We start from the raw sequence: 26279 nt of genomic DNA, 5'->3' as shown, positions 1-26279 counted from the left end.
CGGTTAGCGCCCTGTCCGCCCGCAAGCATCCGATCATCGATCGGATGCTTTTTTTTGCTGGCATTGCTGGAATATTTTAGATCGATCAGGTGCACACTAGGAATGAGATTTTAGCCGGTTTGCGGCCTTGATTACCTTATAGACGGGATAAGTTTCATGCCTGTGCATTTCTAGAAGGTGATCGGAACGAAACGCGAATCGTCGCCTAATGACGGCGCCAGCCGTTTCACCTTATGCCGCGGGCATCACTCAGGAGGAGAACATCGATGAAAAACAACTGGAAAAAGCTCGTCGTCGCAGGACTGACGATGGTTTTAGCGCTTTCTGTACCTGTATCGGCCATGGCGGAAGAAAAACCGGCAGCGCAGGCTCCGAAGGCTGCGGGCACGGCGGATCTCGCGCCTTCCGCGCGTTCGGCGATTCTGATGGATGAAGGCAGCGGTACGATTATTTACGAGAAGAACAGCCATGTCAAGCTGCCGCCGGCAAGCATTACGAAAGTCATGACGATGCTGCTGATCATGGAAGCGATCGATCAAGGGCGCATTAAATTGACCGATAAAGTACCGACAAGCGAATATGCCGCATCCATGGGCGGTTCGCAGATTTTTCTGGAGCCGGGCGAGCAGATGACCGTCGACGAGATGCTGAAAGGCATCGCGATGGCTTCGGGCAACGACGCATCGGTTGCGATGGCGGAGAAAATCGCCGGCACGGAGTCGGCTTTCGTCGACATGATGAATAAGCGCGCCGAAGAGCTGGGGCTGAAGAACACGCATTTCGCGAACTGCAACGGTTTGCCGGCAACAGATCACTACTCCTCCGCGCATGATATCGCCGTCATGTCGAGAGAATTGCTGAAACACAACGAAATTACGAAATATACGGGCGTTTACCAGGACTACTTGCGCAAATCGAGCGAGAAGCCATTCTGGCTGGTGAACACGAACAAGCTGGTTCGTTTCTACACGGGGGCGGACGGTTTGAAAACCGGCTTTACGAACGAAGCGAAGTTCTGTCTCACCGCAACCGCTCATCGCGATAATCTTCGCGTGATCGCCGTGGTGATGGGCGAACCGAACACGAAGACGCGCAATGCGGAAGTGTCCCAAATGCTGGATTACTCGTTCGCGCAATATATGAATCACACGATCTTCAAGAAGGGCGAGGCCATGGGCAGCGTCAAGATCGAGAAAGGCATGCTCCCCGAGCTGCCGCTTACGGCGAAGCATTCCTACAGCGTGCTGCTGAAGAAAGGCAGCTCCGTCAAGGATATCCGCTACGAGCTGCGAATCGATCCGCTGAAGGCGCCGGTCAAGATCAATGCGCCGATCGGCAAGCTGATCGTGTTCCAAGGCGACCAGGTGCTGACGGAATTCGCCGTGGACGCTCCAACCTCCGTCGACCGTGCGGGCTGGTGGACGCTGTTCAAACGTTCCATGGGCAGCCTGTTCGGCTGATCTGCCGCATGGCGATTGCCGTGATTCGCGTTCAAGGCAAGCGCCGCCGTACCTTGCAAAGCGCATAATTTGTCTGCTTGTAGCGGTCTGCTTCTAGTTTTGTCGGGGGGCAGGAAAAGGGCTCCGCAGCGTAGAATCCTCCATCAACACGAAAGCGAGCCGAACGTTACATCGGTTCGGGATGTCTCGTGCTCCGCAAATTTGACGTTAGGAGTGGACAAGAGGATGAGCTTGCAGGTTGAATTGGAGCATTACCGTAACGTGCTTATCGTCAGGCTGCGCGGCGAGCTGGATCATCACACCGCCGATGTCGTCCGTTTCAAGATGGAGGAAGCGATTCTTCGCGGCAACAGCGATCATATCATCCTCAGCTTGAAGGAACTGCTGTTCATGGACAGTTCGGGTCTCGGCGTCATACTCGGCCGTTATAAGCAGCTGAAAGCCAGAGGCGGCAAAATGGTCGTCTGCGACGTGAACCAAAGCGTCTATCGCCTGTTCGAGCTATCGGGTTTGTTTAAAATATTGCCGATTCACGATAACGAGCGTCTTGCGCTCACAAGTTTGGAGGTCGTTTCATGAACGCGAGAAATGAGATGACACTTACGTTCTCCGCACGTTCGGAGAACGAGGCGTTCGCCCGCGTCGCGGTTGCGGCGTTCGTCTCGCAGCTGGACCCGACGCTCGAAGAGCTGAACGATTTGAAGACAGCGATCTCCGAAGCGGTTACCAATTCGATTATCCACGGCTACGACAGCGACCCTGACGGCATGGTCACGATCGAAGGGCTGATCGAAGGCGACGTCGTCCGGTTAATCGTGAAGGACAAGGGACGCGGGATCGAAGACCTCGACCTGGCACGCCAGCCGCTGTACACGTCCAAGCCGGAGATGGAACGTTCGGGAATGGGCTTTACGATCATGGAAAACTTCATGGATGGCTTCGACGTGTCGAGCGAGCCGGGCAATGGAACAGCCATCGCGATGACGAAGCGCATCGAATCGAAAAAAGCGCTATTCAATTAGGCGCATAGGGGTTGGACCGCATGGATGTCGATATGAAACAAACGGCGCAGCCTTACTTGGACGATTCCGAGGTGAAGCGGCTCATCGCCATGAGCCAAGCCGGAGACACGCTGGCACGCGATACGCTGGTGCAGTGCAATATCCGGCTCGTCTGGTCCGTCGTCCAGCGGTTTATGGGACGCGGCTACGAGCCGGAGGACTTGTTCCAGATCGGCTGCATCGGCCTGCTCAAGTCGGTCGATAAGTTCGATCTGTCCTACGAGGTCAAGTTCTCCACCTATGCAGTGCCGATGATCATCGGCGAAATCCAGCGCTTTCTCCGCGATGACGGTACGTTGAAGGTCAGCCGCTCCCTGAAGGAAACCGCCAATAAGGTGCGCAAGACGAAGGATGAACTGTCGAAGGTGCTGGGGCGCCTGCCGACGATCAAGGAGGTTGCCGAGCGGCTCGGCATCACGCCCGAGGACGTCGTCTTCGCGCAGGAAGCGAACAAGCCGCCGACCTCCATTCATGAGACGGTATTCGAGAATGACGGCGATCCCATTACGCTGATGGATCAGATTGCCGACGATTCGCAGGAGCGCTGGTTCGATAAGCTGGCGCTGAACGAAGCGATCGGCGGTCTCTCGGAGCGCGAGCGGCTGATCGTCTTCCTCCGCTATTACCGGGATCAGACGCAGTCGGAAGTCGCCGCGCGGCTCGGCATCTCGCAGGTGCAGGTTTCCCGGCTGGAGAAGAAAATATTGCAGCTCATTCGCGATCAGATCGCGCAATGAGCGAAGCTGTCAAGAAGCCGATTGCCCGGTTGGGGCGATCGGCTTTTTTTCGTCGGCAACTTTGGATATTCGCTCACGGTCAGGGGGCGTTCCATGCTTATTCATCATTTGCTGTGATTATCCTGCGGCTCCTTTTCTCATACTAACAGGGAGATCATGACTGACGTTAAGGAGGGGGTGCGATGAGCGCCGAGAAGACGCCAAGCGTGTACCTGCGGCTGCGCAAGCGGATTGGCATCCGTCCCGAGGGGACGGTGACGCTGAAGCAGGCTGCCCGGCTATTCGCCAGCGACCCGCTGCTGGAAGCGAGGCTGGAGTCGCTCACGCTGCACCGGCACTCGCTGAAGGACGGCAACCGCGTCGTCATCGACCTGCTGCAGATCGTCCGAATCATCCGCGAAGAGGCGCCGGACGCCGTGGTGGACGCTTACGGGGATCCGCAGGTGCTGGTCATCATCGCCGATGCGCCCCGGGAGCCGCGCAAGCCCTTGCTGATCTTGACGTGGCTGCTGCTGTTCTTCGGGTCGGGACTCGCCATCATGAACTTCCATACCGACGTCAATATGAAAGACGTGCATGAACGGATTACGGAGCTCGTGACCGGCAAGAAGACGGAGCATCCGCTCTGGTTCCAAATTCCGTATTCGCTCGGGATCGGGATCGGCATGCTCGTCTTCTTCAATCATCTGTTCCGCAAACGGTTCAATGAAGAGCCGAATCCGCTTGAAGTCGAGCTGTACATGTACGAAGAGAACGTCAATGCCTACGTGATCGCCGATGAAATGCGCAAGAAGACCGAGCCGGGCGAAGAAGCGAAGCCGCAGCTGAAGCAGCCCGAAGCAGGGATCGACGATGGTTAGCGCGGCTGGCGCGGCGTTCGTGGCCTTGCTCGGGTTTGCCGGCGGCTTGGGCGTCGGAAGCGCGCTGGCGGCGCTGCTCATCGTGCTGGATATCATTCCCCGGCTGGCGCAGCTCACCTTCGCGTACCGCAAATCGATCTGGTTCGAGACGGCCGTCGTGAGCGGCGCCGTATTCTGGTCGCTGGCGGACTTCCTCGAATGGCGGATGTGGCTGCCGAAGATATTCACGATGATCGTCATCGGCACGTTCGACGGCATTTTTGTCGGGATGCTTGGCGCCGCGCTGACGGAAGTCATGAACGTGCTGCCGATTTTGGCCAAGCGGGTCAGGCTCAGCCGATATCTCGTCAGTCTGGTGTATGCCATGGTGCTCGGCAAAGTGACGGGCTCTTTGTTTGACTGGCTTGTTTTTCAATATATGGATCCTTAGGAAATGACGAAGAGAGAAGGTTAGAAGATGCGCGAAAGCGAACGTGGCGGGAAAGACCAGGGAACGAGGGAATTCAAGAAGCCGATCCACGTGTTCTGGCATGAGGACGAGGACGGGTTCAAAGTCGATACGATGGATGATAGCGGCGACAATGCGGTGCAAGCGGACAACGCCCCCATTCAGGCGGAGCTGTTAAGCGATGACGAGCCGCAGCCTATTATCAGTCATCGCAAGCCGGCCAAGGAAGAAGCTAAGGATAAGGCTAAGGGAGAGAAGAAGACTGTACCGATTCCGTTAACGTTGGAAGCCTTCTCCAGCAAGCTGGAGGTAGAGGCCGGATACAAAACGACATTCGATATCGTGCTTCGGGAAATGACGTTCGGCGACCGTCGCGTGGCGTTCTTCTTCTACAACGGCTTCGCGAAGGACACCGTGTTGACCGAAGTGCTGAAACGGCTCACCTATCTGCAGTCGGAGGATTACGGAGCCACGTCGTTCCATGACTTCTTCCGGCTTTACGTGCCCGCTATCCAGGTCGTAGAGGAATCGGACTGGGAGAAAATGATGACGGACGTGCTGGCCGGCGGCACGGCGATGTACATCGAAGGCGAATCCAAGGTGCTCCTTATCGATGCCAAGGCGTACCCTGGCCGCAATCCGGAAGAACCGACGCTGGAGCGGGTGGTCCGCGGCGCCCGCGACGGCTTCGTAGAGACGATGCTGACGAACGTGACGCTCGTCCGCCGGAGACTGCGGGACAAGCGGCTTCGCTATGAAATCCTGCGGGTCGGCGAACGCACGCAGACGGATATTTGCATCGCCTACATCGACGATATCGTCGATCATGAAATGCTGGAGTCCATCCGCGACAAAATCAAAGCAGTCAAAATCGACGGCCTGCCCTTGGCGGACAAGCAGTTGGAAGAAGCGACGGTGAAGCGGGGCTGGAATCCGTTCCCGCTCGTCCGGTACTCGGAGCGTCCGGATACCGTAGCCGTCCATCTGATGGAGGGCAATATCGCGGTGTTCGTCGATACGACGCCGAGCGTCATGATTCTGCCGACGACGTTCTTCGACTTGCTGCAGCATGCGGAGGAGAATCGTCAAACGCCGTTCATCGGCACTTACTTGCGCTGGGTGCGTTTCATCGGTATCGCGGCGTCGCTCTTTCTGCTGCCGCTCTGGTTTCTCTTCACGCTGAAGCCCGAGCTGAAGCCGCCGGCGCTCGACTTTATCGGCGCGCAGAAACCGGGCCGCCTGCCGATGGTCGCCCAGTTTCTGATCGCCGAAGTCGGGGTAGACATGCTGCGGATGGCCTCGATTCACACGCCGACGCCGCTCGCGACCGCAATGTCGTTGATCGCCGCCATCTTGATCGGCGATATTGCCGTGAAGACGGGGCTGTTCGTGAACGAGGTCGTCCTGTACATGGCCGTTGCGGCTATCGGCATGTTCGCGACGCCGAGCTATGAGTTGGGGCTCGCCAACCGGATTATCCGGCTTGTGCTGATCGTCGCCGTCGCCTCGTTCAAAGTCGAAGGCTTCGTCGTCGCGACGACGCTCTTCTTCATCCTGCTATGCATGGAACGGTCGTTCAACCGTCCTTACATGTGGCCGCTGATCCCGTTCGATCTCAAAGGCTTGCTGGGCATTCTGCTCCGGGTGCCGGTGCTCCAAAACCGCAAACGTCCGAACTATCTGAAGCCGCAGGAGCAGGACAGATTACCCAATGGCAGCGAGTCGCGGTAACCTTTTTGAAAAAAATACAAATGAAATGTGGAATTATCCATTTCGGCGGGGAACCGAATGCGCTATACTGTTGCTAAATGGTGCAAACAACAACATTGGGAATTTTTACGGAGAAAGCGGAGGGAAACTGGATGTACTTACACGGTACTAGCAAAATTAACGCGCAAGGTCATTTGGAAATCGGAGGCTGCGACACGACGGACTTGGCACAACAGTTCGGAACGCCCCTATATATTGTAGACGAGGCGCTCATTCGTCAGAGAGCCCGCGAATACGTGGAATCGTTCCGCGCATCGGGCTTGAAATTCCAAGTCGCATACGCCAGCAAAGCGTTCAGCGTTATGGCTATGTGCTCCATTGCTGAGCAAGAAGACCTGTCGCTTGACGTCGTATCCGACGGCGAGCTTTACACCGCGTTGAAAGCCGGCTTCCCGGCTGCGCGCATTCACTTCCACGGCAACAACAAAACGCCTGACGAAATCAACATGGCGCTGGATGCGAATATCGGCTGCTTCGTCGTCGACAACTTCAACGAAATGTACCTGCTGAACGCACTCGCGGCCGACAAAGGCAAGCGCGTCAACGTGCTGCTGCGCATCACGCCAGGCGTAGAAGCGCATACGCATGATTACATCTCGACAGGCCAAACGGATTCCAAGTTCGGATTCGACCTTGGCAACGGCACGGCTTACAAAGCGATTCAAGAAGCAGTAGCTCAAACGAACCTGGAACTGCTCGGCGTTCACTCCCATATCGGTTCGCAAATTTTCGAAGTCGAAGGCTTCGCGATGGCTGTCGATAAAGTTGCCGGTTTCGCCGTGCAAGTCCGCGACGAGCTGGACGTAACGTTCCGCGTCATCAACCTCGGCGGAGGCTTCGGCATCCGATACGTGGAAGGCGACACGCCGCTTCCGATCTCGCAATACGTGAAAGCGATCACGGATTCGATCAAAACGAATTTCTCCGCGGCAAGCTACCCGCTGCCAGAAATTTGGGTCGAACCGGGCCGCAGCATGGTCGGCGATGCCGGCACGACGCTGTACACGGTCGGGACAAGCAAGGACATCCCAGGCGTTCGTAAGTATATCGCAGTCGACGGAGGTATGTCGGATAACCCTCGTTTCGCGCTGTACGAGTCCAAGTACGAAGCGATTCTGGCGAACCGCGCGAACGAGCCGCTGGAAGAAACCGTTACGATCGCAGGCAAGCTTTGCGAGAGCGGAGACAAGCTGATCATGGATCTGGAACTGCCGAAAGCGAATAGCGGCGACCTGCTTGCCGTGTTCTGCACAGGCGCGTACAATTATTCCATGGCAAGCAATTATAACCGTGTCCGCCGTCCGGCGGTCGTCTTCGTGAAAGACGGCGCCGCAGACGTTGCCGTCAAACGCGAATCGCTTGACGATATCGTCGGCAACGACGTGATTCCGGCAAGATTGCAAACGTCCGCAGCAAGTAAATAAACGGCATCGCCGTTCCTTACGAGAGTCCAAGCGTGGCATAAGAGGAAATCTTATGCTATGCTTGGACTTTACAATGAAAAATGACAGGAGGCAGTTCAATAATGGCTAAACAAGCAAAAATCACCATGTCTAACGGATCCGAGGTTCTTATCGATCTGTTTGAAAACGATGCGCCTAACACGGTTGCCAACTTCGAGAAGCTGGCGAAAGAAGGCTTCTACAACGGCTTGACGTTCCACCGCGTTATCCCGGGCTTCGTCGCTCAAGGCGGCTGCCCGAACGGCACAGGCACCGGCGGTCCCGGCTACACGATCAACTGCGAAATCAACCCGAACAAGCACGAGCGCGGAGCGCTCGCTATGGCCCATGCCGGCCGCAACACGGGCGGAAGCCAGTTCTACATCGTGTACCAGCCGCAGCCGCATCTGGACGGCCAGCACACGGTATTCGGCAAAGTGGCGCAAGGCATGGAGCATGTCGATAAGTTCCAAGGCCGCGACAAAATGGAAAAAGTCGAGATCGTCGAAGTATAATTGCCCTTCGCCGCAGCAGCCGGAACGCGTTCCGCTTGCTGCGGTTTTTCATTTTTCGCGCAAGCGGACGGAGCGTTCGACAATTAAACCGACGAAACAGGTTGCTTTTTCGATGTGGGAGTGGTAACATTTCCACAAAAGTATTTGCGATTTTTCCTTCGGGGTCGGGTGCAATTCCCAACCGGCGGTGATCAGAGGGCTGCAGTCCGCTTGAGCGTATGCGGCAGTCATCCTTTGTCAGTCCGTGACCCGCCTTGCAAGCGTGCGACTCCTTACCGGAATGCATGGCTGCTTGACGGTGGACCTGGTGTAAATCCGGGACCGACAGTAAAGTCTGGATGGGAGAAGGAAAAGGCACGTGAATTCCATTTTTTCAATTCTTGCCAACCTTGTTCTTTTTTTCACATGGTTGCCGAGTTTGTTTGAATGTGTCTTCAGACGCGTCCTTTTACCTGGAATTCTCTGATCACCCCGTTGGCGCTATATGCCGAGGGGTGATTTTTATTTTGTCGACGCTCGACGTTCTGAACGACGAGACTTATATGCGGCTAGCGCTCGATCTGGCTTCGAAAGCAAAAGGGCAGACCGATATCAATCCCGTTGTCGGCTGCGTTATCGTGCGGGAAGGCCGGATCGTCGGCCTCGGCGCGCATTTGCGCCGGGGGGAAGGCCATGCGGAGGTACACGCGCTGCGCATGGCCGGTGACGAGGCCGAAGGCGCGACGGCGTATGTCACGCTGGAGCCGTGCAGCCATCACGGCCGGACGCCGCCATGCTGCGAACGGCTGATCGAGGCGAAGGTGGCCAGAGTCGTCGTTGCCTGCAAGGATCCCAATCCGCAGGTAGCGGGGCGGGGCATCGACAGGCTGCGCGAAGCGGGCATTTCCGTTGATGTCGGTCTGCTGGAACGGGAATCGATGCTCATGAACGAAATGTTCAACAAGTTTATCGTTACCCGGCTGCCGTTCGTCACGATGAAATCGGCGATGACGCTGGACGGCAAGCTGGCGGCGAAGACGGGCGACAGCCGGTACGTCAGCGGACCGCAGGCCAGGGAGATGGTGCATACGCTCCGTCATAGGCATATGGGCATCATGGTCGGCGCGGAAACCGCGCTGGTCGACGATCCGGAGCTGACGACCCGGTTGTCCGTGCCAGCGGTTCATCCGATCCGCATCGTCGTCGATTCCAGGCTTCGCCTTCCGCTTGAAGCCCGCATGCTGCAAGACCGTTCAGTGCCGGTTCTCGTGCTAACGGTGGAAGGCTCCGATCCGGGCAAACGTGCCGCGCTTGAAGCGGCCGGCGCTGAAGTCATCGACTGCGGCGGAGGAAGCCGCGTCGATCTGAAGATTGCCATGCGCAAGCTTGGCGAGCGGGAAATCGGTTCGATTCTGCTGGAAGGCGGCGGCAAGCTTAACGGCGCGATGCTGGAGCTGGGCTTGATCGACAAGCTGCTGCTGTTCGTCGCTCCCAAAGTGATCGGCGGCCAAGCGGCGCCCGGCGTCTTCCAGTTCGACGGCTTCGAGAAGATGGCGCATGCCATTCCGTTCCGGGATGTGCAGGTGGAACGGATCGGCAGCGATATTTTCCTAGGCGGCTATCCCGACTACGAGACGGGCGACCGCACCGGCGGAGCTTAATTCGCGCTTGTCGTCCTAAGATCGGTTGTAATTATAGCGGCTGGCCGTTAATTGGCATTCCGGAAGAGAGGAGGAATCTGGCATGTTTACAGGGCTTATCGAAGAAATCGGCACGTTGAAGCGCTCCTATAAGCAAGGCGAGGCCATGCTGCTCGTCATCGAGGCGGATCGCGTGCTGCAGGGCGTAGCCATCGGCGACAGCATTTCGGTGAACGGCGTTTGCTTGACGGTCACCGAATATGGCGCGCGTTCGTTCACGGTCGATGTCATGCCGCAAACCTACCGTCATACGAACCTGAAGGATATCCGTTCCGGCGAGCCGCTTAATCTGGAGCGGGCCATGCAGGCCGGCGGGCGATTCGGCGGTCATATCGTGCAAGGCCATGCGGACGGAACCGGCGAGATCGTATCCAGGCGCAGCGACGCCAATGCAGTCGTATTCACCATTCGGCCGCATGACGGCAGGCTGATGCGCTACGTGATTCCGCAAGGCTCCGTTACGTTAGACGGCATCAGCTTGACCGTAGCCGAAGCGGACCGCGACAGCTTCGCCGTATCGATCATTCCGCACACGCTGAAGGAGACGGCGCTGCAGTTCAAGAATGCCGGCGGCGTCATCAACGTCGAATGCGACGTGCTCGGCAAATACGTCGATCACCTGCTTCACTACAAAGACAGCTACGACGACGGCGACCGCACCGGAAAGCCGGAGAGCGGCAGCAAGCTGACCGCCGCGTTTCTTGCGGAGAACGGATTTTTCTAAGAACGACAGAGATAGACAAAAGGCATGCAAGCAGCCTATAAAAGGAGCGGATAGCGATGAGCAACCAACTGGGAGCAAAGAAAATGCCGGAAGAACAACCGGTGTTCGATTCCATTGAAGAGGCGCTGAACGATCTCATTCGCGGCAAAGCCATCATCGTCGTCGATGATGAAGACCGCGAGAACGAAGGCGATTTGATCGCGTTGGCAAGCAAGGCGACGCCGGAGATCATTAATTTCATGATCACGGAAGCGCGCGGCCTCGTCTGCGTGCCGATTACGGCGGAACGCGCGGAAGAGCTGGATCTGCCGCCGATGGTACAGCGCAACACGGATTACCACGGCACCGCGTTTACCGTGTCGGTCGATCACGTTTCGACGTCGACGGGCATTTCGGCATTCGAACGTTCGCAAACCGTGCAGGCGTTGATCGATTCCGATACGAAGGCGGACGACTTCCGCCGTCCGGGTCATATTTTCCCGCTGATCGCGAAGAAGGGCGGCGTTCTGCGCCGCACGGGGCATACGGAAGCGGCGATCGACCTTGCCACGATGTGCGGCTCCAAGCCGGCGGCGGTCATCTGCGAAATCATCAAGGAAGACGGAACGATGGCCCGCCTTCCGGATTTGATCGAATTCAAGGCGAAGCATGACTTGAAGCTGATCTCGATCGAGTCGCTTATTCATTATCGCAACAAGAAAGAAAATCTGGTGGAGCGGGCTGTCGAAGTGAGAATGCCGACCGATTTCGGCATATTCCGGGCGATCGCTTACACAAACGAAGTGGATAACAAGGAGCATGTCGCGCTCGTCAAAGGCGAGATCGATCCTTCGAAGCCGACGCTCGTGCGCGTTCATTCCGAATGCCTCACCGGCGACGTGTTTCACTCCCACCGCTGCGATTGCGGACCCCAGCTCGAAGCGGCGCTTCGCCAAATCGACGAGGCGGGAAACGGCGTGCTGCTCTACATGCGCCAAGAAGGCCGCGGGATCGGCTTGATTAACAAACTGAAAGCTTACCAGCTTCAGGAGCAGGGATTGGACACCGTCGACGCGAATATTAAACTTGGTTTTGCCCCGGATTTGCGCGATTACGGCATCGGCGCTCAAATTTTGAAAGATCTCGGCGTGCGCCAAATGAAGCTGTTGACGAACAATCCCCGCAAAATTCGCGGTTTGGAAGGCTACGGCCTCGAAGTCGTGGAACGCGTGCCGATCCAAATGGATGCGAACGAGGACAACGATCTGTACCTGCACACGAAGAAAGACAAATTAGGCCATTTGCTTAAATTTGACGATGTAGAATATACCATTTAATCCGGTCGTAGGATCGGGACATTCAGAGAGGATGAATTATAATGCCAAACGTATTCGAAGGACATTTAATTTCCGAGGGGTTAAAATACGGCGTCGTCGTAGGACGTTTCAACGAGTTTATTTCCAGCAAGCTGCTTGGCGGCGCGCTTGACGCTTTCAAACGCCATGGCGCCGACGACAACGAAGTGGATATCGCTTGGGTGCCCGGCGCGTTCGAAATTCCGCTGATCGCCCAGAAAATGGCCGAGAGCGGCAAATACGACGCCGTTATCACCCTTGGCGCCGTCATCCGGGGGTCCACGCCGCATTTCGACTATGTATGCAACGAAGCTGCCAAAGGCGTTTCCGCGGTCGCTTTGAAAACCGGCGTGCCGACGGTATTCGGCGTTCTGACTGTCGACTCCATCGAGCAAGCCATCGAACGCGCGGGTACGAAAGCCGGCAACAAAGGCTGGGAAGCCGCGGTAACGGCCATCGAAATGGCGAACCTGACCAAAGTGCTTCAAGGCTAATCGCCGAAGCACGAACTGCAATTCAATTAACCTTTTTAGGAGTGGGCCTGTACCATGGCGGTGACCTATAAACTGGAATCGTTCGAAGGACCGCTCGATTTGCTCCTTCATCTCATCGATAAAGCCGAGATCGACATTCACGAAATTTCCATCAGCGAGATCACGGATCAGTATATGGATTATTTGAATGCGATGCAGGAGCTGGAGCTGGAAGTTACGAGCGAATTTCTCGTCATGGCGGCAACGCTGCTGTCGATTAAGAGCAAGCAGCTGCTCCCGAAACCTCCGGTCATCGAGGACGAGTATTATGACGATTGGCCGGACGACGGGCTCGACCCGCGCGACGAACTGATCGCGAAGCTCGTTGAATACCGCAAGTTCAAACAAATTGCCGAGCAGCTCCGGGAGCAGGAATTCGAGCGCAGCCTGGTCTACACGAAAGAACCGGAGGATATGACGCCGTTCATGAAGGTCGTGCCGGAAAACCCCGTCAAAGGGCTTAACGTAAACGATCTGATCGCGGCGTTCCAGAAGGCGCTTCGCAAGGCTACGCGGCGCAATGTCGTTGCGACGATCCACCGCGATGAAATTTCGGTCAAAGACCGGATTCGCGATATCGTTTCCGTGCTGCGGGAATTCGAGACCGTTCGCTTCTCGAAGCTCATCCGCGACGACATGAGCCGCCATGAAATCGTCGTGACGTTCCTGGCGCTGCTCGAATTAATGAAGATGAAGCACATTCGCTGTTTTCAGCACAGCCTGTTTGATGATATCGTTGTGCATTGGAGGGGAGAAGCGGCTGATGGCGGATTATTCGAAACTGAAGTTGATTATTGAGGGACTGCTGTTCATGGCAGGGGACGAGGGTTTGACGGCGAAGCAGCTGTCGGATATTCTCCAGCTTGATGCGGCGGCCGCGGCGGATCATGCCAAGGATCTGATGAAGGATCTGAAATCGAAGAAGCGCGGCATTCAAGTATCGCTCGTCGCCGGCGCTTACCGCCTGACGACGAATCCGGATCACGCGGCTTATTTCGAACGGATGGCGTACTCGCCGACGCGCTCGAGCTTATCGCAGGCTGCGCTCGAGACGCTGTCTATCGTTGCTTACCGGCAGCCGATCACGCGCGTCGAAATCGAGGAGATCCGCGGCGTGAAATGCGACCGGGCGATTCAATCGCTGGTCAGCAAGGACTTGATCGAGGAAGTCGGCCGCGCCGAACAGATCGGAAGACCGATTCTATATGGAACGACCAAGTCGTTTCTGGATTACTTCGGCTTGTCGGGCCTCGATGCGCTGCCTGAGCCGTCGTCCGTGTCGATCGACGATTTGGACGACCAGACGCAGCTGCTCTTCGAACGGCTTGAAGGGCGCCAGATGACGATCGAAGATATGTCGCTCGCCGATATCGAGACCGAGTTGAACGAAGAACGGCATAGCAAGCCTGAAATTGAAACGGAAACGGAAACGGAATCGGAAGAAGGGCCAGATTCAGCATCTGAATCGGAACCCGATCCGGAGCCTGAACCGGAGCCTGAACCGGTGCCTGAGAACTGATACGCATAACCGAATGAGATTTGTCCGCAAGGTCATACTATATCCGACCAACTTAGGGAAATGGGGGAAGACGCCATGCTTGGCTACCCGTTCGGATGGATGATTGCGGCAGGTCTCTTTTTTTTGCTCGTGCTCGTTATTGCGCTGTCGCCGGTCGTCATTCGCGGCCGCATTAGACGGGTTGGGAATGATGATGACGCCGAGCTGCGGATCCGGGCCTTGTTCGGTATCGTGAATTACCACTGGCAGCTGCCCGAGATGAAATTCAGCGGTCTCGGGATGGAGCTGAAACGGGAATTGACGGCGGAGAACGTCGGCGGAAGCGACAGGAACGTGGACAAGAAAAGCGTGGATGCGAAGAGCATCATGAAATCGATCGATTGGTCGCATGCGCTGCTGCGGCATACGGATGATTTGCTCGGCTGGGTTCGCAGGACGCTCGGCCACGTGCGGGTCACGGAGTGGAAATGGTCAAGCGCGGTCGGAACGGACGATGCCATGTGGACGGCGATGCTTACCGGCATGGTCTGGTCGGTGAAAACGACCGCCATCGGCGTGCTGTCGCAGCTGATTCGCCTGCAGACGGATCCGGAAATCGCGGTACAGCCGGTGTATCAGCAGGCGCATTTCTCCACGGACGGCCAGTTTACGGCCAAAGTCGGCTTCGGCTATGCGATCTTTGCCGGCATTAGGCTCTCGGTGAAGTTGAAGCATGCTGCTGCCAAAGGGGTGCCGCGCGGCATCATCGGCTGGCAGCGGATTTTGCTTCGCGGCTGATTACATAATGCGCTTTAGGCGGGGGAACGCTAGAAACGGCAAGGAGCAGTATCTGATTTTGAACCGAGGAGGACTTTTTCGATGGCAGACCATCCGATTCAAGGCTTAATGCAAACCGCAATGGAAAACATCAAGGAAATGGTAGATGTTAACACGATAGTGGGCGACCCCGTACAGACCCCTGACGGCAGCGTCATCATGCCAATTTCCAAGGTCGGTTTCGGCTTCGTGGCGGGCGGCAGCGATATCCGCATGGGCGGCGACAGCGGCAGCAAGAGCGGCGATGCGCACAACGCATCCGTTCAATTGCCGTTCGGCGGCGGCAGCGGCGGCGGCGTTTCGATTACGCCGATCGCATTTCTCGTCGTCGGCACTCATGGCGTCCGTATCGTACCGCTGGACAATCAAACGCATCTGATGGAGCGCGTGCTTGACTCCGCGCCGCAAGTATTCGACAAGATCCAGAGCATGTTCAAGAAAGATCAATCCTCGTCCGAAATCGATTCCGTGCTTATCGACAGCATGGATATGCGCTAAGCGCGAACGACGACGGTAAGCTTTTGCTTCAATGAGTGACCGTCCATTCCGGGGCGGTTTCTTTTTTTAGGACGAGTTGGGATATATCCCGCTCTGTTTCATATACTTGTACAAGACGAGTACCGACATCCAGAAGGAGGACAACCATGAGGCTCGCCTGCATAAGGAATAAACTGGTAGCGATCGCCGCGACTGCCTTGCTGCTTCTGCCGGGTTTCGACGGGTCCGCGAACGCGGAGTCGAAAGTGTTGAGGACCGGGGCCCAGGGGTCAGCGCTGATTGACGTAGAATCCGGCCGGATTCTATATAGCCACAACGGGGACAAGCCGATGCTGATTGCCAGCCTGACCAAAATCATGACGGCAATCGTCGCGATCGAGCACGGAAAGCTTTCCGATATGGTCGAGACGAGCGTCCGGGCAGCCGGCAAGGAAGGCTCCTCGATTTATTTGAAGCGCGGAGAGAAAATGAGCTTGCATAATATGCTGTACGGGCTGATGCTTCGTTCCGGCAATGACGCGGCCACGGCCATCGCCGAACATGTCGGGGGCTCGGAAGAAGGCTTCGTGCATATGATGAACGCCAAGGCCGAAATGCTCGGTTTGGCGAATTCGCAGTTCATGAATCCAAGCGGATTGGATGCCGCGGGCCACTATTCGTCGGCGAATGACTTGGCCAAGCTCACCGCTTACGCGCTCAAGAATCCCGTTTTCAAGGAAATCGTCAAAACGAAAAGCAAGTCGGCTCCGAATCCGAACGACAGCTGGGATTACCTCTGGAAGAACAAGAACAAAATGCTCGCCATGTACGAAGGGGCGGACGGCGTCAAAACCGGCTACACGAAGAAATCGCTTCGCTGCCTGGTCAGTTCGGCGACCCGCGGCGGACAGCAGCTGGTGGCCGTAACGATCAACGACAGAGACGACTGGAACGATCATATGCGGATGCTCAATTTCGGCTTCAACTATTATCCGCTCAGCGAAATCGCGCATAAAGGACAGCCTGTAAGCGGCTATCCGCTTGCCGTTGGCCGCACGCTTCGCTATCCGTTTGCCGAAGGTGAGAAAGAGCAGCTGCATACGAAGCTGAATCTGCTGGACGCGCGCTCCGCGGCGTATCTGCTAGGCGAGCGCGGAACGATGCAATGGTTCGTTGGCGACGCCAAGATTGGCGAAACGCCGGTATACGATCCGAAAGGCTCGAGGATCGCGTTACCCGATAAGCCGGCTTGGGCGGCTGGGCAATGAAATAACGCACATTAGCAGGAAGGAGGCGGCAGGATGGTAAATATCATTTGGCTCTTCTTCATCGTGATCAGCTTCGTGGCCGCCATTATGAACGGACGGATGGAAGCACTCACCGAAGCTGCGTTCGAAGGCGCCAAAAGCGGCGTAACCGTCAGCTTCGGCTTAATTAGCGTGATGGTGTTCTGGCTGGGCTTGATGCGGATCGGCGAGGATGCGGGACTTCTCCGCAAAATCGCCGTCCTGCTTCAACCCGTCGTTCGTTTCCTGTTTCCTGACGTTCCTAAAGGACATCCCGCACTCGGTTACATAATGAGCAATATGAGCGCTAATATACTGGGTCTCGGCAATGCGGCGACGCCAATGGGAATCAAAGCGATGCAGGAGCTGCAGAAGCTGAATCCCGAGAAGGAGACGGCATCGGCGGCCATGTGCACCTTGCTGGCGTTGAACACGTCCAGCATCACGCTTGTTCCGACGACGCTGATCGCGATCCGCATGACGTACGGATCCGCGAATCCGACGGAAATCGTCGGCACGACGCTCGCGGCTACGCTGGTCGCAACCATAGCGGCGATTGCCGCCGACCGCTGGTACAGGCACCGGTATCGCCGCAAGCCGCCCAATTCGATCGGCCGGAACGGAACGGCGATGAAGGACCCGCCGGGAGCGCAAGGTCCGCCGGGGAATTTCGATTCCGAAGGATTCGGCGGCCAAGGCGAGACGGCCCGCGACAACCTTCTGGCTGCGAAGCATGGAAAGGGTGAGGCCCTTGTATGAGTGGGTAACGTCCATATCCGCTTGGCTCATTCCGTTCATGATCGTATTCATACCGCTGTATGCCGCTTTTAAGAAGGTTCCCGTATATGAAACGTTCATCGACGGCGCCAAGGAAGGCTTCGGCACTGCGATTAACATCATTCCGCATCTCGTCGGGATGATGGTGGCCATCAGCATGTTCCGAGCATCCGGAGCGATGGATATGCTGGCTAGTCTGATTCGCCCGTTGTTCGACAGTTTGGGCATTCCTAGCGAAGTATTGCCGCTTGGGCTGCTGCGGCCGCTGACGGGAGCGGGGTCGCTCGCGTTCACGACGGAGCTGATCAAGACTTACGGACCGGATTCCATGATCGGACGCATCTCTTCCACGATTCAAGGAAGCACGGATACGACGTTATATGTCCTGACGGTTTACTTCGGCGCCGTCGGCATCCGCAAGAGCAAGTACGCTTTGAAGGTGGGCCTGTTTTCCGACCTTGTCGGTTTTTTTGCAGCCATTATCATTTGTTTATTCGTCTTCGGCTCTTAACTTACATCTGAGCGCTACATAGCCATCATCTCTTGCAACGAAGCTCCATCGCAGGCGCCGCCCATGTTTCGGGAGCCCGCAGTGGGGCTTTTTTCTCTTCTTTGGGACTTCTTGCCCGACCAAGCTTTATTTCATATGTCGATTTAGGGTATGATGGAGGGTGAGGTGAAGACATTGGAACGTTTACAGAAAATTTTAGCGCAGGCCGGCGTAGCATCGCGCCGCAAATGCGAAGAGCTCATTTTATCCGGGAAGGTACAGGTCAACGAAGAAACCGTCACGACCCTGGGAGCCAAAGCCGATCCGGCAGTGGATGTCATCACGGTTGACGGACGCAGAATCAAGAGCGAAAGCAAACTGTACTTGATGTTACATAAACCGAAAGGCGTCATTACGAGCGCGAGCGACCCGCAGGGACGCAAGATCGTCTCCGATTACTTGCCGGGCATCAAGGAACGGGTGTATCCCGTCGGCCGGCTGGACTACGATACGGAAGGGCTGCTGCTGCTGACCAACGACGGCGAGTTCGCCAACCTGCTTACGCATCCGAGCCATCACGTGCCGAAGACGTACTGGGCAACGGTTAAGGGCGTGCCGCACGGCTCGGCGCTGGAGCGCTTGAAACAGGGCATTCTGCTTGAGGACGGAATGACGGCCCCTGCCGAGGTGGAATACCACGATGTCGATACGGAGAAAAATCAGTCCACGATCACGATTACGATCTATGAGGGCCGCAACCGGCAAGTCCGCAGGATGTTCGACGCCATCAGTCATCCCGTCGTCCTGCTGCGAAGAATTCGCTTCGGCGATTTGGGCCTGCACGGACTGGCACGCGGGAAGTTCCGCCACTTAACGCCGAAAGAGATTCAAGAGCTTCGGTCGGCGGCTGTCAAGACACATAAAATTCAAAAATAACGAGCGGCGGCAACCTCAATTGCCGTCCGATTTTCGTTATAATGAGAATACGGAAATAGCATCTTTGCAGCATAGGAACAGGCGGTGAACGAATATGAAATCAAACCGCAGACTCATTCAAGTGCTGATCTTCCTCGGCGTTCTCGTTCTCGGCGGTTACGCCATCGGCAACTCGCTGTTTGCCGACGGCAACGGTCTTCCGAGCAAGGGCTCGAAGCCGCCTTCTTTCGCGCTTCTCGACATGGATGGCAAGACGCATCGTCTCGAGGACTATAAAGGCAAGGCGCTCGTCATTAATTTCTGGGGCACGTTTTGCCCGGGCTGCGTGACGGAAACGCCGGATTTGGAAGAACAGTACAAGAAGCATGGGGACAAGCCGTTTGAAATCGTCGGAATTAATCTGAGTGAGGATCATTTGGCGATCAGCAATTTTATCAAGCAATATGGCGTCAGTTACACGATGCTGCAGGACAACAATCGCCAAGTCGAGCAAGCGTATGGACTTAGGTCGTATCCTACCACCTTCTTTGTGAAGCCAGACGGTACGATTTCGGACGTCTTTATCGGGCCGATGGGGAAAGAAGACATGGACGCGCGTATTACGAAGCTGCTGGCGTCCTAGTCGAAGGAGGTTTTTTGGTTTGTCAGCTTTTGAAAATACGAAATGCGCCTGCGGCCATCAGAATCCGACAGGCACGGTTCTGTGCGAGAACTGCGGCTATCCGATGGATCCGGAGGAAGAGAGCAGCGAGGCTCCGCTGGAAATGCGTTACGACGGTATCGCGCGCCGGTCGCAGAAGGTCAATCCTTCGCCGATCGACCGGGTATGGAACTTCTTCTCATCCGTCAAGATCGCCGTCCGGCTGATCATTATCACGCTGATCGCGGCGATGATCGGCACGGTCTTTACGCAAGAGAACGCTTTTATCTCTTTCGATCCCAGCACGTATTACGAAGACCGGTACGGCTGGATCGGCAAATGGTATTATAAGCTCGGTTTCTCCAACACGTACGAATCCTGGTGGTTCATCGGTCTGCTCGTCATGATCGCCACCTCGCTCGTCATTTGCAGCCTGGATCGCGTTCTGCCGCTTTATCGGGCGCTGAACAAGCAGCAAATCCGCAAGCACGAACAGTTTCTGACCCGTCAGAAAACCGTGTATGCAGGCGAGATCGAAGGCGCAGAAGAAGCCTGGATCGATAACATGGCGAAGCAGCTGAAGCGCAGGCATTACAAGGTTCACGTCGAAGGCAGCGCGCTGCTGGCCGAGAAGTATCGGTTCACCCGCTGGGGCCCGTACATCAATCACATCGGCCTTATCATTTTCCTGCTCGCGGTGCTGCTGCGCACGCTGCCCGGCTGGTCGATCGATAACTATGTGACCGTCTCTGAAGGGCAAACGGTCAAAGTTCCGGAGACGTCGTATTACATCAAGAACGAGAAGTTCACGATCAATTACTACACGGATGCCGAGCTGCCGAAGGAATTGAAAGGTACGGAGAGGGCGAAGCTTTACGAAACTCGCGCCGTGCTCTACACCTGTTCCGCCGATTGCGACGATCCGTCGAAGACGCCGAAGCTGACCGAAGTGACGCGTCATAACATTATCGTGAATGATCCGTTGTCGTATAAAGGCATCAAAGCGTACCAGTTCGGATACGACGACACGGCGAAGCTGAAAGCGGTCAATCCCGTCCTGATCGATAAGAAGACGGGGAAGACGTATGGTCCTTTCGAGCTTGACATGCGTAATCCGAAGCTGAACTACACGCTTGGGCCGTACACCTTGGATCTGCGCCAATCCTATATGGATTTTGCGCTGAATTCGGAAGGCCAGCCGACGACGAAGTCGCGCGAGCCGAATGCGCCTGCGTTCGTATTCGTGCTGAAGGGGCCGGGATTGCCGGACAACGGCGAACCGTACATGTACTTCCCGAAGCAGAACGACAAGCAGCGTTTCAGCCAAGATGTCATCAATGCCAATATCGCGGATCGATTCGAATTGAAGGTTCCGTCGATGACAGGCGTGGAGTTCGCGCCAGTGGAAACTTCGCTTAACATCCGTTACGATCGGGCGATGCCTTATATTTGGGTCGGGGCGGGCATTTCCCTATTCGGGCTCCTGCTGGGCTCCTACTTCCATCATCGCCGGATTTGGCTGCGCCTTGACGATCGCCGCGTGACGCTCGGCGCACATACGAACAAGAATAATTACGGCATGCGTGCCGAGGTCGCGTCCGCCTTGAGCGGAATAGGCATCGTCGTAGAGCCAAAGTCGCTCGATAACGGGAGGAACAAATCGTGAGTTTGCTTGATTTTAGCAGCGACGCGTTTATTGTCGCATTCTTTCTTTACTGCTTCGGATTTTTCTTTTACGGCGTATCCGCGCTCGGTAAAAAGTGGAGCAAGCGCAGTCCGGAGGAGCATATCAAACGGTGGGGGCGAGTCGCGTACATCGTTTCCGTGCTTGGGTTCCTCGCGCATCTGACGTTCTTCTTCACCCGCTGGGCAGGCGGAGGGCATATCCCGACGAGCAACATGTACGAATTCATGTCATTCCTCGCCATGGCGATAATGGCAGCCTTCCTCGTCGTCAATGCGATTTACCGCAAACCGCTGCTCGGGCTGTTCACGCTTCCCCTCGTGGTAATCATTGTCGCGTACGCGGCCGTGTTCCCGCAGGAAGTGCAGCCGCTCATTCCGGCTTTGCAGTCCTACTGGCTGAAGATTCACGTGACGACGGCCGCGTCGGGCGAAGCGTTCTTCGCCGTCGGTTTCGCAGCCGGATTGATGTACCTGCTTCGTACGGTCGACTTCACGAAGAAGGATGCGAAATCAAGACGCGAGCAGCGTTGGGTCGAGTTTACGCTGTACGTCATCATTGTCATCATTGCATTCATCAGTACGGTCTTCGCATTCCGCGGAGCGGGCTACGAAGCCAGCTTTAAACAGGAAACCGTCACGATCGACAGCAGCGGCGTAGAGAATTCTACGATCAATACGGTCGAGTATTCGCTGCCGCCGATCTTTAAACCGTACAACAGCCAGGTTATTTCGATGGATTCGTTCATCGGGATCGACAAGCCGCTGTTCGAGACGCCGCATTGGATGAAGGGCGTCGATGCGGCGCGCAAGCTAAATACGATTACGTGGTCGATCATTAACGGTTCTATCCTGTATGGTATTCTAGTGCTCCTGCTGCGCAAACGAATCGGCGCTGCGATCCATCCGCTCATGGACGGCATCGACGCGGACGATATCGATGAAATCAGCTATCGTGCCATCGCGATCGGCTATCCGATCTTTATGCTCGGCGCTTTGATATTCGCCATGATTTGGGCCTATATCGCCTGGTCGCGTTTCTGGGGCTGGGATCCGAAAGAGGTATGGGCGCTCATTACTTGGCTGTACTATACGGCTTATCTGCATTTCCGTTTGTCGCGCGGCTGGCATGGTTCCAAGTCCGCATGGCTTGCGGTCATCGGTTTCGTCGTCGTTATGTTTACGCTGATCGGGGTCAATCTCGTCCTCGTCGGCTTGCACTCGTACGCGGGTGTTTAAATCCGTTCTTGCTTCCAGGCGCGCGTCTCTTGAGACGCGCGCCTGCAGCACAGAAGGGGCAACTTCATTCCTGCTTGAGAGGAGACATATACAATGTCTGAAGAATTACACCGCATTCTTGTCGTCGATGACGAAGAACGGATCCGCAGACTGCTTAAAATGTACCTGGAGAAGGAAGGCTACCTCATCGAGGAGGCGGAAGACGGCGAAACCGCGCTGCGGATGGCGACGGTCGGCGAGTTCGATTTGATTCTGCTCGACGTGATGCTGCCTGGTATCGACGGCATTGAAGTCTGCACGCGCCTGCGGCAAGTCAAAGCGACGCCAGTCATCATGCTTACCGCTAAAGGCGAGGAAATGAACCGGGTGCAGGGCTTCGAAGTGGGCGCCGACGATTACGTCGTGAAACCGTTCAGCCCTCGCGAAGTCATCTACCGGGTCAAAGCGATTCTTCGCCGTTCCTCTGCGACGGCTTTCTTGACCAAGGAAGCGCTGACGAGCAACAACATCGTATTCCCGCATCTCATTATCGAGCACGACGCGCATCGCGTCATGGCAGGCGGACAGGAAGTGAGCCTGACGCCGAAAGAATACGAGCTGCTGCACTACTTGGCGATTTCGCCGGATAAAGTTTTCTCGCGCGAAGAATTGCTGAAAGACGTCTGGAATTATGAATTCTTCGGAGACCTTCGCACGGTAGATACGCATGTGAAGCGACTGCGCGAGAAGTTGAACAAGGTTTCCCCGGAAGCGGCGATGATGATTACGACGGTATGGGGCGTCGGCTATAAGCTCGAGGTGTCCAAATAAGTGGTTATTTGGCGCAGCGTAGTCGGCAAGCTTTGGCTCACCATCATTGCACTCGTGGCGGCCGTGCTGCTCATTCTAGGCATGTTCCTGCTGCAATATATAGATATCGCGTTTAGTTCGAACTCCCATGCGGTCAAGGTGCTTTTCGTCTACACGGCTATTATCGGGTTTCTGCTCTCGACGTTCTTCGCGTTCTTCCTGTCCACCAAAATCACGCAGCCGCTGCTGCAGATGAAGAAAGCGGCGGATTTGATTTCGCAAGGGGAGTACCGCACGCGCGTGCCGATTCGATCCACCGACGAGATTGGCGATCTTGCGAATACGTTCAATAACATGGCCTCCGAGCTGGAGACGCTCATTCGCGACTTGAATCACGAGAAAGAGCATCTAGCCAGCGTGCATCGCAGCATGGCGGATGCCGTGGTCACCTTCGACACGTCCGGCCAAGTCATTCTGGCCAATCCGCACGGCCAGCAGCTCATCGATCGTTGGATGGAGCTGGAGTGGACGGAGGAGTCCCGCGTACGGACGCAGGTACCGGGTCCCATGTTCGACCTCTATCGTAAAGTGCTTCGGGAAGGCCGCGATCTGACGGACAAGGTGCATGTGCAAAGCGGCGTCTGGTCGGTTGTCATGGCACCGCTCAAATCCAACGATTCGGTTCGCGGTGCGGTCGCCGTTATGCGCAACGTAACGGAGGAGTCGAAGCTGGAGAAGCTTCGCCGGGATTTCGTTGCGAACGTATCGCATGAGATACGTACGCCGTTATCTATGCTGCAGGGCTACAGTGAAGCGCTGCTGGACGATATCGCGGCTTCGCCGGAAGAACGCAAGGAGCTCGCTCAAGTCATCTACGAAGAATCGCTTCGGATGGGACGCTTGGTGAAAGATTTGCTGGACCTTGCACGGATGGAAGCCGGACATATGGAAATGAACTTGGAGCCGATGGATTTGACGATGCTGCTGAAACGCGTGCATCGCAAGTTCCAAGGGTTAGCGAAGGAACAGAATATCCAATTGGATATCGAGCTGGCTTCCGATCCGCTCATGATTGCTGAGGCAGACGAAGACCGCTTGGAGCAAGTGTTAACGAACCTGCTAGGCAACGCGATCCGTCATACGCCGCAGGAAGCGCGCATTGCGATTTGCGCGCGTCAAACGGTTGTCGACCAGAAGGCTTTCGTGGAGATTAAAGTCAGGGATGAAGGCGAAGGGATTCCGGGCGAAGATCTTCCGTACATCTTCGAACGGTTTTACAAGGCCGATAAAGCACGTAAGCGCGGCGCTTCATCGGGCGGCACCGGGCTTGGTCTAGCGATCGTGAAGAACATCATCGAGTCGCATCACGGCCAAATTCGCGCCGAAAGCACGGTTGGCGTAGGTACGGTCTTCACGGTGCTTCTGCCGGTCAATCCGGTTCACTAATAACGATTCCGTTCATAAGAAGAGGCGTCCCGCACTGCGGGACGCCTCAGAGTGTAGAGAAACCCACGTTTTTTTAAAAACGGCGGGTTTCTTTTTTATCTCTCTTTCAATTTCAGGGCTTCGGAGGGCGTATTACCCCTCCGAAGCCCTCTTCTCTAGTTGGAGGGCAATCTTCTTCATGTTCTGTACGGCGGCGGTCATCAACGCTTGTTCCATCACGTTATGTAACCCCCGCAAACGGCAATAGCGAAACCCGTGGAGCTGTTTAGCATCCGCGAAGCTTCGCTCAATTGTTTCTTTTCGTTTTCGGTACAACTTTTTCCCCGACTTGCTCAGGCGATTCAAACGTACTTTCTCCTTGCTGTCCTCCCAGATATGCCGGGTCACAATCTTTCGCTTGTTGTGGGATCGTGTGCACTTCTCCAGCATCGGGCAGGATGCGCACTGTTTCGGGTTTGAAGCATAGTGCCGGTAACCTTCACGGTCCGTGGTTCGGTAGGGCAGCTCTTGCTGCTGTGGGCATACGTAAACGTTTCGCTCTGCATCATAGGTAAACTTCCACTTTGGAATCAGACCCTGTGTTGGTTGAAATCTTCGGTGCGCAATGACGCCGAAAATGTTACGGTCTTCAAGTCCCTTGCAAATCGGCGTTGTCATATAACCAGAATCAAGTGCGACAGCTTCTACGGCAAAACCAAATCGGTTACGTTGGCGGTCCAAGCGTGAGAGATACGGCACGGAATCATGCACATTGCCTGCGGTGACGAAGACATCGGTAATGAGGTTGTGTTTCGCATCGACGGTGCGGTGGTCCAGATAGAAGAAGCCTTCCGGCTTGCCTTCTCGAAACATATAACCGCTGTCCGGGTCGGTTGTACTGACCTTCACTTCCTTGTCTTCATTCACCTCCTCTCGTGGTTTTAGAGCTTTTTTCCTTGCGCTTTTCGGTCAGATTCGACCGCGGAATTTAACTCGTCCAGATAATCACGCGTGTTTTGCTGAACCTGCTCTTTGGTGTATTTGTGTTTATTCGCATTGGCTTTTACGTGCGTGGAATCGGAAACGAGCATACGACCGCCAACCATCCGATGCGAGATGGCTTGCAGCACAATCTCATCGAAGATGTCCTGGAAAACCGAGGTACCTTTGAAACGCGTACGACGATTCCAGCTGATCGTGGTGTGGTCCGGAACACGATCGGTGAGTCCCAATCCTAGAAACCAGCGATAAGCCAAGTTCGTTTGGACCTCGCGTTCCAGTTGACGTTCGGAACGAATGCCGTAGAAATAGCCTAAGAAGATCATCTTGAAGAGAACAAGGGGATCGATAGCTGGACGCCCATTGTCTTGCGAATAGAGATGGCGAACCTTCTCGTCGATAAAGGTGAAGTCAATGTATTTATCGATCTTGCGAAGCATGTGATCCGCAGGTACCAAATCTTCTATGGAAACCAATTCGTAATTCTGCTGTTTTTCTTTGTTCGATCGTAGCACCGCGGCACCATCCGTTCGTAAATGTTACTTATATTATAACATATTAACGCGGTGTCGTATTAAATTAATTGGGCAAAGTGAAGGCTGTCGAGACTTTCTCGACAGCCTGAGGCGTCCCGCACTGC

The 26279-nt window shown here is 55.6% G+C and carries 27 protein-coding genes and 1 riboswitch; of the genes, 26 read left to right on the top strand and 1 reads right to left on the bottom strand.

The window, feature by feature from the left end; all coding sequences use genetic code 11:
• Window positions 1–266: 266 nt before the first annotated feature.
• From GZH47_RS04895 to GZH47_RS04770, 26 genes are all read left to right on the top strand, one after another.
• Window positions 267–1460, top strand: coding sequence for a D-alanyl-D-alanine carboxypeptidase family protein (locus tag GZH47_RS04895; protein WP_162638971.1), 1194 nt, complete (start codon window positions 267–269; stop codon window positions 1458–1460).
• Between the two features lie 225 nt (window positions 1461–1685).
• Window positions 1686–2039 (top strand): anti-sigma F factor antagonist, encoded by a 354-nt coding sequence (spoIIAA, locus tag GZH47_RS04890; RefSeq protein WP_162638970.1) that lies wholly within the window; start codon window positions 1686–1688, stop codon window positions 2037–2039.
• Entirely contained in the window at window positions 2036–2482 is a 447-nt protein-coding gene (gene spoIIAB / locus GZH47_RS04885; RefSeq protein WP_162638969.1) for an anti-sigma F factor, read from the top strand. The genes spoIIAA and spoIIAB overlap by 4 nt, the downstream gene beginning before the upstream one ends.
• Window positions 2483–2502: 20 nt before the next feature.
• Window positions 2503–3258, top strand: coding sequence for an RNA polymerase sporulation sigma factor SigF (gene sigF, locus GZH47_RS04880; RefSeq protein WP_162638968.1), 756 nt, complete (start codon window positions 2503–2505; stop codon window positions 3256–3258).
• A 182-nt stretch (window positions 3259–3440) separates the two neighbouring features.
• The gene (locus GZH47_RS04875) at window positions 3441–4118 is read left to right on the top strand and encodes a stage V sporulation protein AA (RefSeq protein WP_162638967.1); all 678 of its coding nucleotides are present in this window, start codon (window positions 3441–3443) and stop codon (window positions 4116–4118) included.
• Entirely contained in the window at window positions 4111–4548 is a 438-nt protein-coding gene (locus tag GZH47_RS04870; protein WP_162638966.1) for a stage V sporulation protein AB, read from the top strand. Before GZH47_RS04875 ends, GZH47_RS04870 begins: the two co-directional genes overlap by 8 nt.
• A 27-nt stretch (window positions 4549–4575) precedes the next feature.
• Window positions 4576–6297, top strand: coding sequence for a spore germination protein (locus GZH47_RS04865; RefSeq protein ID WP_225446364.1), 1722 nt, complete (start codon window positions 4576–4578; stop codon window positions 6295–6297).
• A 131-nt stretch (window positions 6298–6428) separates the two neighbouring features.
• A complete protein-coding gene (gene lysA / locus GZH47_RS04860; RefSeq protein WP_162638965.1) occupies window positions 6429–7760 on the top strand; it encodes a diaminopimelate decarboxylase in 1332 nt (443 codons plus the stop codon).
• A 101-nt stretch (window positions 7761–7861) separates the two neighbouring features.
• Complete coding sequence (locus tag GZH47_RS04855; RefSeq protein ID WP_162638964.1) at window positions 7862–8293, top strand: peptidylprolyl isomerase; 432 nt, start codon at window positions 7862–7864, stop codon at window positions 8291–8293.
• A 150-nt stretch (window positions 8294–8443) separates the two neighbouring features.
• Window positions 8444–8647: riboswitch (FMN riboswitch) on the top strand.
• Between the two features lie 188 nt (window positions 8648–8835).
• Entirely contained in the window at window positions 8836–9933 is a 1098-nt protein-coding gene (gene ribD / locus GZH47_RS04850; RefSeq protein ID WP_162645080.1) for a bifunctional diaminohydroxyphosphoribosylaminopyrimidine deaminase/5-amino-6-(5-phosphoribosylamino)uracil reductase RibD, read from the top strand.
• A gap of 82 nt (window positions 9934–10015) precedes the next feature.
• Window positions 10016–10696 carry a riboflavin synthase gene (ribE, locus tag GZH47_RS04845; protein ID WP_162638963.1) on the top strand — a complete coding sequence of 227 codons (681 nt, stop codon included), beginning with the start codon at window positions 10016–10018 and terminating at the stop codon, window positions 10694–10696.
• Window positions 10697–10752: 56 nt separating this feature from the next.
• The gene (locus GZH47_RS04840) at window positions 10753–12012 is read left to right on the top strand and encodes a bifunctional 3,4-dihydroxy-2-butanone-4-phosphate synthase/GTP cyclohydrolase II (protein ID WP_318653410.1); all 1260 of its coding nucleotides are present in this window, start codon (window positions 10753–10755) and stop codon (window positions 12010–12012) included.
• Between the two features lie 41 nt (window positions 12013–12053).
• Window positions 12054–12524 (top strand): 6,7-dimethyl-8-ribityllumazine synthase, encoded by a 471-nt coding sequence (gene ribH, locus GZH47_RS04835; protein WP_162638962.1) that lies wholly within the window; start codon window positions 12054–12056, stop codon window positions 12522–12524.
• Window positions 12525–12578: 54 nt separating this feature from the next.
• On the top strand, window positions 12579–13361 hold the full coding sequence (locus tag GZH47_RS04830) for a segregation and condensation protein A (protein WP_162638961.1): 783 nt from the start codon (window positions 12579–12581) through the stop codon (window positions 13359–13361).
• Window positions 13327–14082 (top strand): SMC-Scp complex subunit ScpB, encoded by a 756-nt coding sequence (scpB, locus tag GZH47_RS04825; RefSeq protein WP_162638960.1) that lies wholly within the window; start codon window positions 13327–13329, stop codon window positions 14080–14082. The genes GZH47_RS04830 and scpB overlap by 35 nt, the downstream gene beginning before the upstream one ends.
• A 75-nt stretch (window positions 14083–14157) precedes the next feature.
• The gene (locus tag GZH47_RS04820) at window positions 14158–14859 is read left to right on the top strand and encodes a DUF2953 domain-containing protein (RefSeq protein ID WP_162638959.1); all 702 of its coding nucleotides are present in this window, start codon (window positions 14158–14160) and stop codon (window positions 14857–14859) included.
• A gap of 81 nt (window positions 14860–14940) precedes the next feature.
• Window positions 14941–15396 carry a GerW family sporulation protein gene (gene ytfJ / locus GZH47_RS04815; RefSeq protein WP_162638958.1) on the top strand — a complete coding sequence of 152 codons (456 nt, stop codon included), beginning with the start codon at window positions 14941–14943 and terminating at the stop codon, window positions 15394–15396.
• 146 nt (window positions 15397–15542) lie between these two features.
• Entirely contained in the window at window positions 15543–16643 is a 1101-nt protein-coding gene (locus GZH47_RS04810) for a D-alanyl-D-alanine carboxypeptidase family protein (protein ID WP_162638957.1), read from the top strand.
• A gap of 33 nt (window positions 16644–16676) precedes the next feature.
• Window positions 16677–17420 (top strand): nucleoside recognition domain-containing protein, encoded by a 744-nt coding sequence (locus tag GZH47_RS04805; protein WP_162638956.1) that lies wholly within the window; start codon window positions 16677–16679, stop codon window positions 17418–17420.
• On the top strand, window positions 17413–17949 hold the full coding sequence (locus GZH47_RS04800) for a spore maturation protein (protein ID WP_162638955.1): 537 nt from the start codon (window positions 17413–17415) through the stop codon (window positions 17947–17949). The genes GZH47_RS04805 and GZH47_RS04800 overlap by 8 nt, the downstream gene beginning before the upstream one ends.
• 174 nt (window positions 17950–18123) lie before the next feature.
• Window positions 18124–18864, top strand: a complete 741-nt coding sequence (locus GZH47_RS04795) for a pseudouridine synthase (protein ID WP_162645078.1) — start codon at window positions 18124–18126, stop codon at window positions 18862–18864.
• 94 nt (window positions 18865–18958) lie between these two features.
• Entirely contained in the window at window positions 18959–19486 is a 528-nt protein-coding gene (locus GZH47_RS04790; protein ID WP_162638954.1) for a redoxin family protein, read from the top strand.
• Window positions 19487–19505: 19 nt separating this feature from the next.
• Entirely contained in the window at window positions 19506–21170 is a 1665-nt protein-coding gene (gene resB, locus GZH47_RS04785; protein ID WP_225446363.1) for a cytochrome c biogenesis protein ResB, read from the top strand.
• Complete coding sequence (ccsA, locus tag GZH47_RS04780; RefSeq protein WP_162638953.1) at window positions 21167–22426, top strand: cytochrome c biogenesis protein CcsA; 1260 nt, start codon at window positions 21167–21169, stop codon at window positions 22424–22426. Before resB ends, ccsA begins: the two co-directional genes overlap by 4 nt.
• Window positions 22427–22519: 93 nt before the next feature.
• Window positions 22520–23236 carry a response regulator transcription factor gene (locus tag GZH47_RS04775; protein ID WP_162638952.1) on the top strand — a complete coding sequence of 239 codons (717 nt, stop codon included), beginning with the start codon at window positions 22520–22522 and terminating at the stop codon, window positions 23234–23236.
• Window positions 23237–24661, top strand: a complete 1425-nt coding sequence (locus GZH47_RS04770; RefSeq protein WP_162638951.1) for a HAMP domain-containing sensor histidine kinase — start codon at window positions 23237–23239, stop codon at window positions 24659–24661.
• Window positions 24662–24793: 132 nt separating this feature from the next.
• Here the strand turns inward: GZH47_RS04770 and GZH47_RS04765 are convergent.
• Window positions 24794–26154, bottom strand: a protein-coding gene (locus tag GZH47_RS04765; protein ID WP_162638950.1) for an IS1182 family transposase whose coding sequence is annotated in 2 segments (ribosomal slippage) — window positions 24794–25587 and window positions 25587–26154 — 1362 coding nt in all. Because the reading frame shifts where the segments join, the coding sequence is not laid out codon by codon here.
• Window positions 26155–26279: the final 125 nt, after the last annotated feature.

Source organism: Paenibacillus rhizovicinus (assembly GCF_010365285.1).
In the GTDB taxonomy this organism is placed as follows: domain Bacteria; phylum Bacillota; class Bacilli; order Paenibacillales; family Paenibacillaceae; genus Paenibacillus_Z; species Paenibacillus_Z rhizovicinus.
The sequence above is the reverse complement of the archived record's forward strand: the minus strand, read 5'-3'. Positions and strand labels throughout refer to the sequence as shown.

Coding starts and splice junctions, on each gene's coding strand:
- GZH47_RS04855 (WP_162638964.1), top strand. CDS start 7,862: ATGGCTAAACAAGCAAAAATCACCATGTCTAACGGATCCGAGGTTCTT.
- spoIIAB (WP_162638969.1), top strand. CDS start 2,036: ATGAACGCGAGAAATGAGATGACACTTACGTTCTCCGCACGTTCGGAG.
- GZH47_RS04865 (WP_225446364.1), top strand. CDS start 4,576: ATGCGCGAAAGCGAACGTGGCGGGAAAGACCAGGGAACGAGGGAATTC.
- GZH47_RS04775 (WP_162638952.1), top strand. CDS start 22,520: ATGTCTGAAGAATTACACCGCATTCTTGTCGTCGATGACGAAGAACGG.
- sigF (WP_162638968.1), top strand. CDS start 2,503: ATGGATGTCGATATGAAACAAACGGCGCAGCCTTACTTGGACGATTCC.
- GZH47_RS04870 (WP_162638966.1), top strand. CDS start 4,111: ATGGTTAGCGCGGCTGGCGCGGCGTTCGTGGCCTTGCTCGGGTTTGCC.
- GZH47_RS04840 (WP_318653410.1), top strand. CDS start 10,753: ATGAGCAACCAACTGGGAGCAAAGAAAATGCCGGAAGAACAACCGGTG.
- spoIIAA (WP_162638970.1), top strand. CDS start 1,686: ATGAGCTTGCAGGTTGAATTGGAGCATTACCGTAACGTGCTTATCGTC.
- GZH47_RS04810 (WP_162638957.1), top strand. CDS start 15,543: ATGAGGCTCGCCTGCATAAGGAATAAACTGGTAGCGATCGCCGCGACT.
- ribE (WP_162638963.1), top strand. CDS start 10,016: ATGTTTACAGGGCTTATCGAAGAAATCGGCACGTTGAAGCGCTCCTAT.
- GZH47_RS04805 (WP_162638956.1), top strand. CDS start 16,677: ATGGTAAATATCATTTGGCTCTTCTTCATCGTGATCAGCTTCGTGGCC.
- lysA (WP_162638965.1), top strand. CDS start 6,429: ATGTACTTACACGGTACTAGCAAAATTAACGCGCAAGGTCATTTGGAA.
- ribD (WP_162645080.1), top strand. CDS start 8,836: ATGCGGCTAGCGCTCGATCTGGCTTCGAAAGCAAAAGGGCAGACCGAT.
- GZH47_RS04820 (WP_162638959.1), top strand. CDS start 14,158: ATGCTTGGCTACCCGTTCGGATGGATGATTGCGGCAGGTCTCTTTTTT.
- GZH47_RS04895 (WP_162638971.1), top strand. CDS start 267: ATGAAAAACAACTGGAAAAAGCTCGTCGTCGCAGGACTGACGATGGTT.
- GZH47_RS04790 (WP_162638954.1), top strand. CDS start 18,959: ATGAAATCAAACCGCAGACTCATTCAAGTGCTGATCTTCCTCGGCGTT.
- GZH47_RS04830 (WP_162638961.1), top strand. CDS start 12,579: ATGGCGGTGACCTATAAACTGGAATCGTTCGAAGGACCGCTCGATTTG.
- scpB (WP_162638960.1), top strand. CDS start 13,327: ATGGCGGATTATTCGAAACTGAAGTTGATTATTGAGGGACTGCTGTTC.
- ribH (WP_162638962.1), top strand. CDS start 12,054: ATGCCAAACGTATTCGAAGGACATTTAATTTCCGAGGGGTTAAAATAC.
- GZH47_RS04875 (WP_162638967.1), top strand. CDS start 3,441: ATGAGCGCCGAGAAGACGCCAAGCGTGTACCTGCGGCTGCGCAAGCGG.
- ytfJ (WP_162638958.1), top strand. CDS start 14,941: ATGGCAGACCATCCGATTCAAGGCTTAATGCAAACCGCAATGGAAAAC.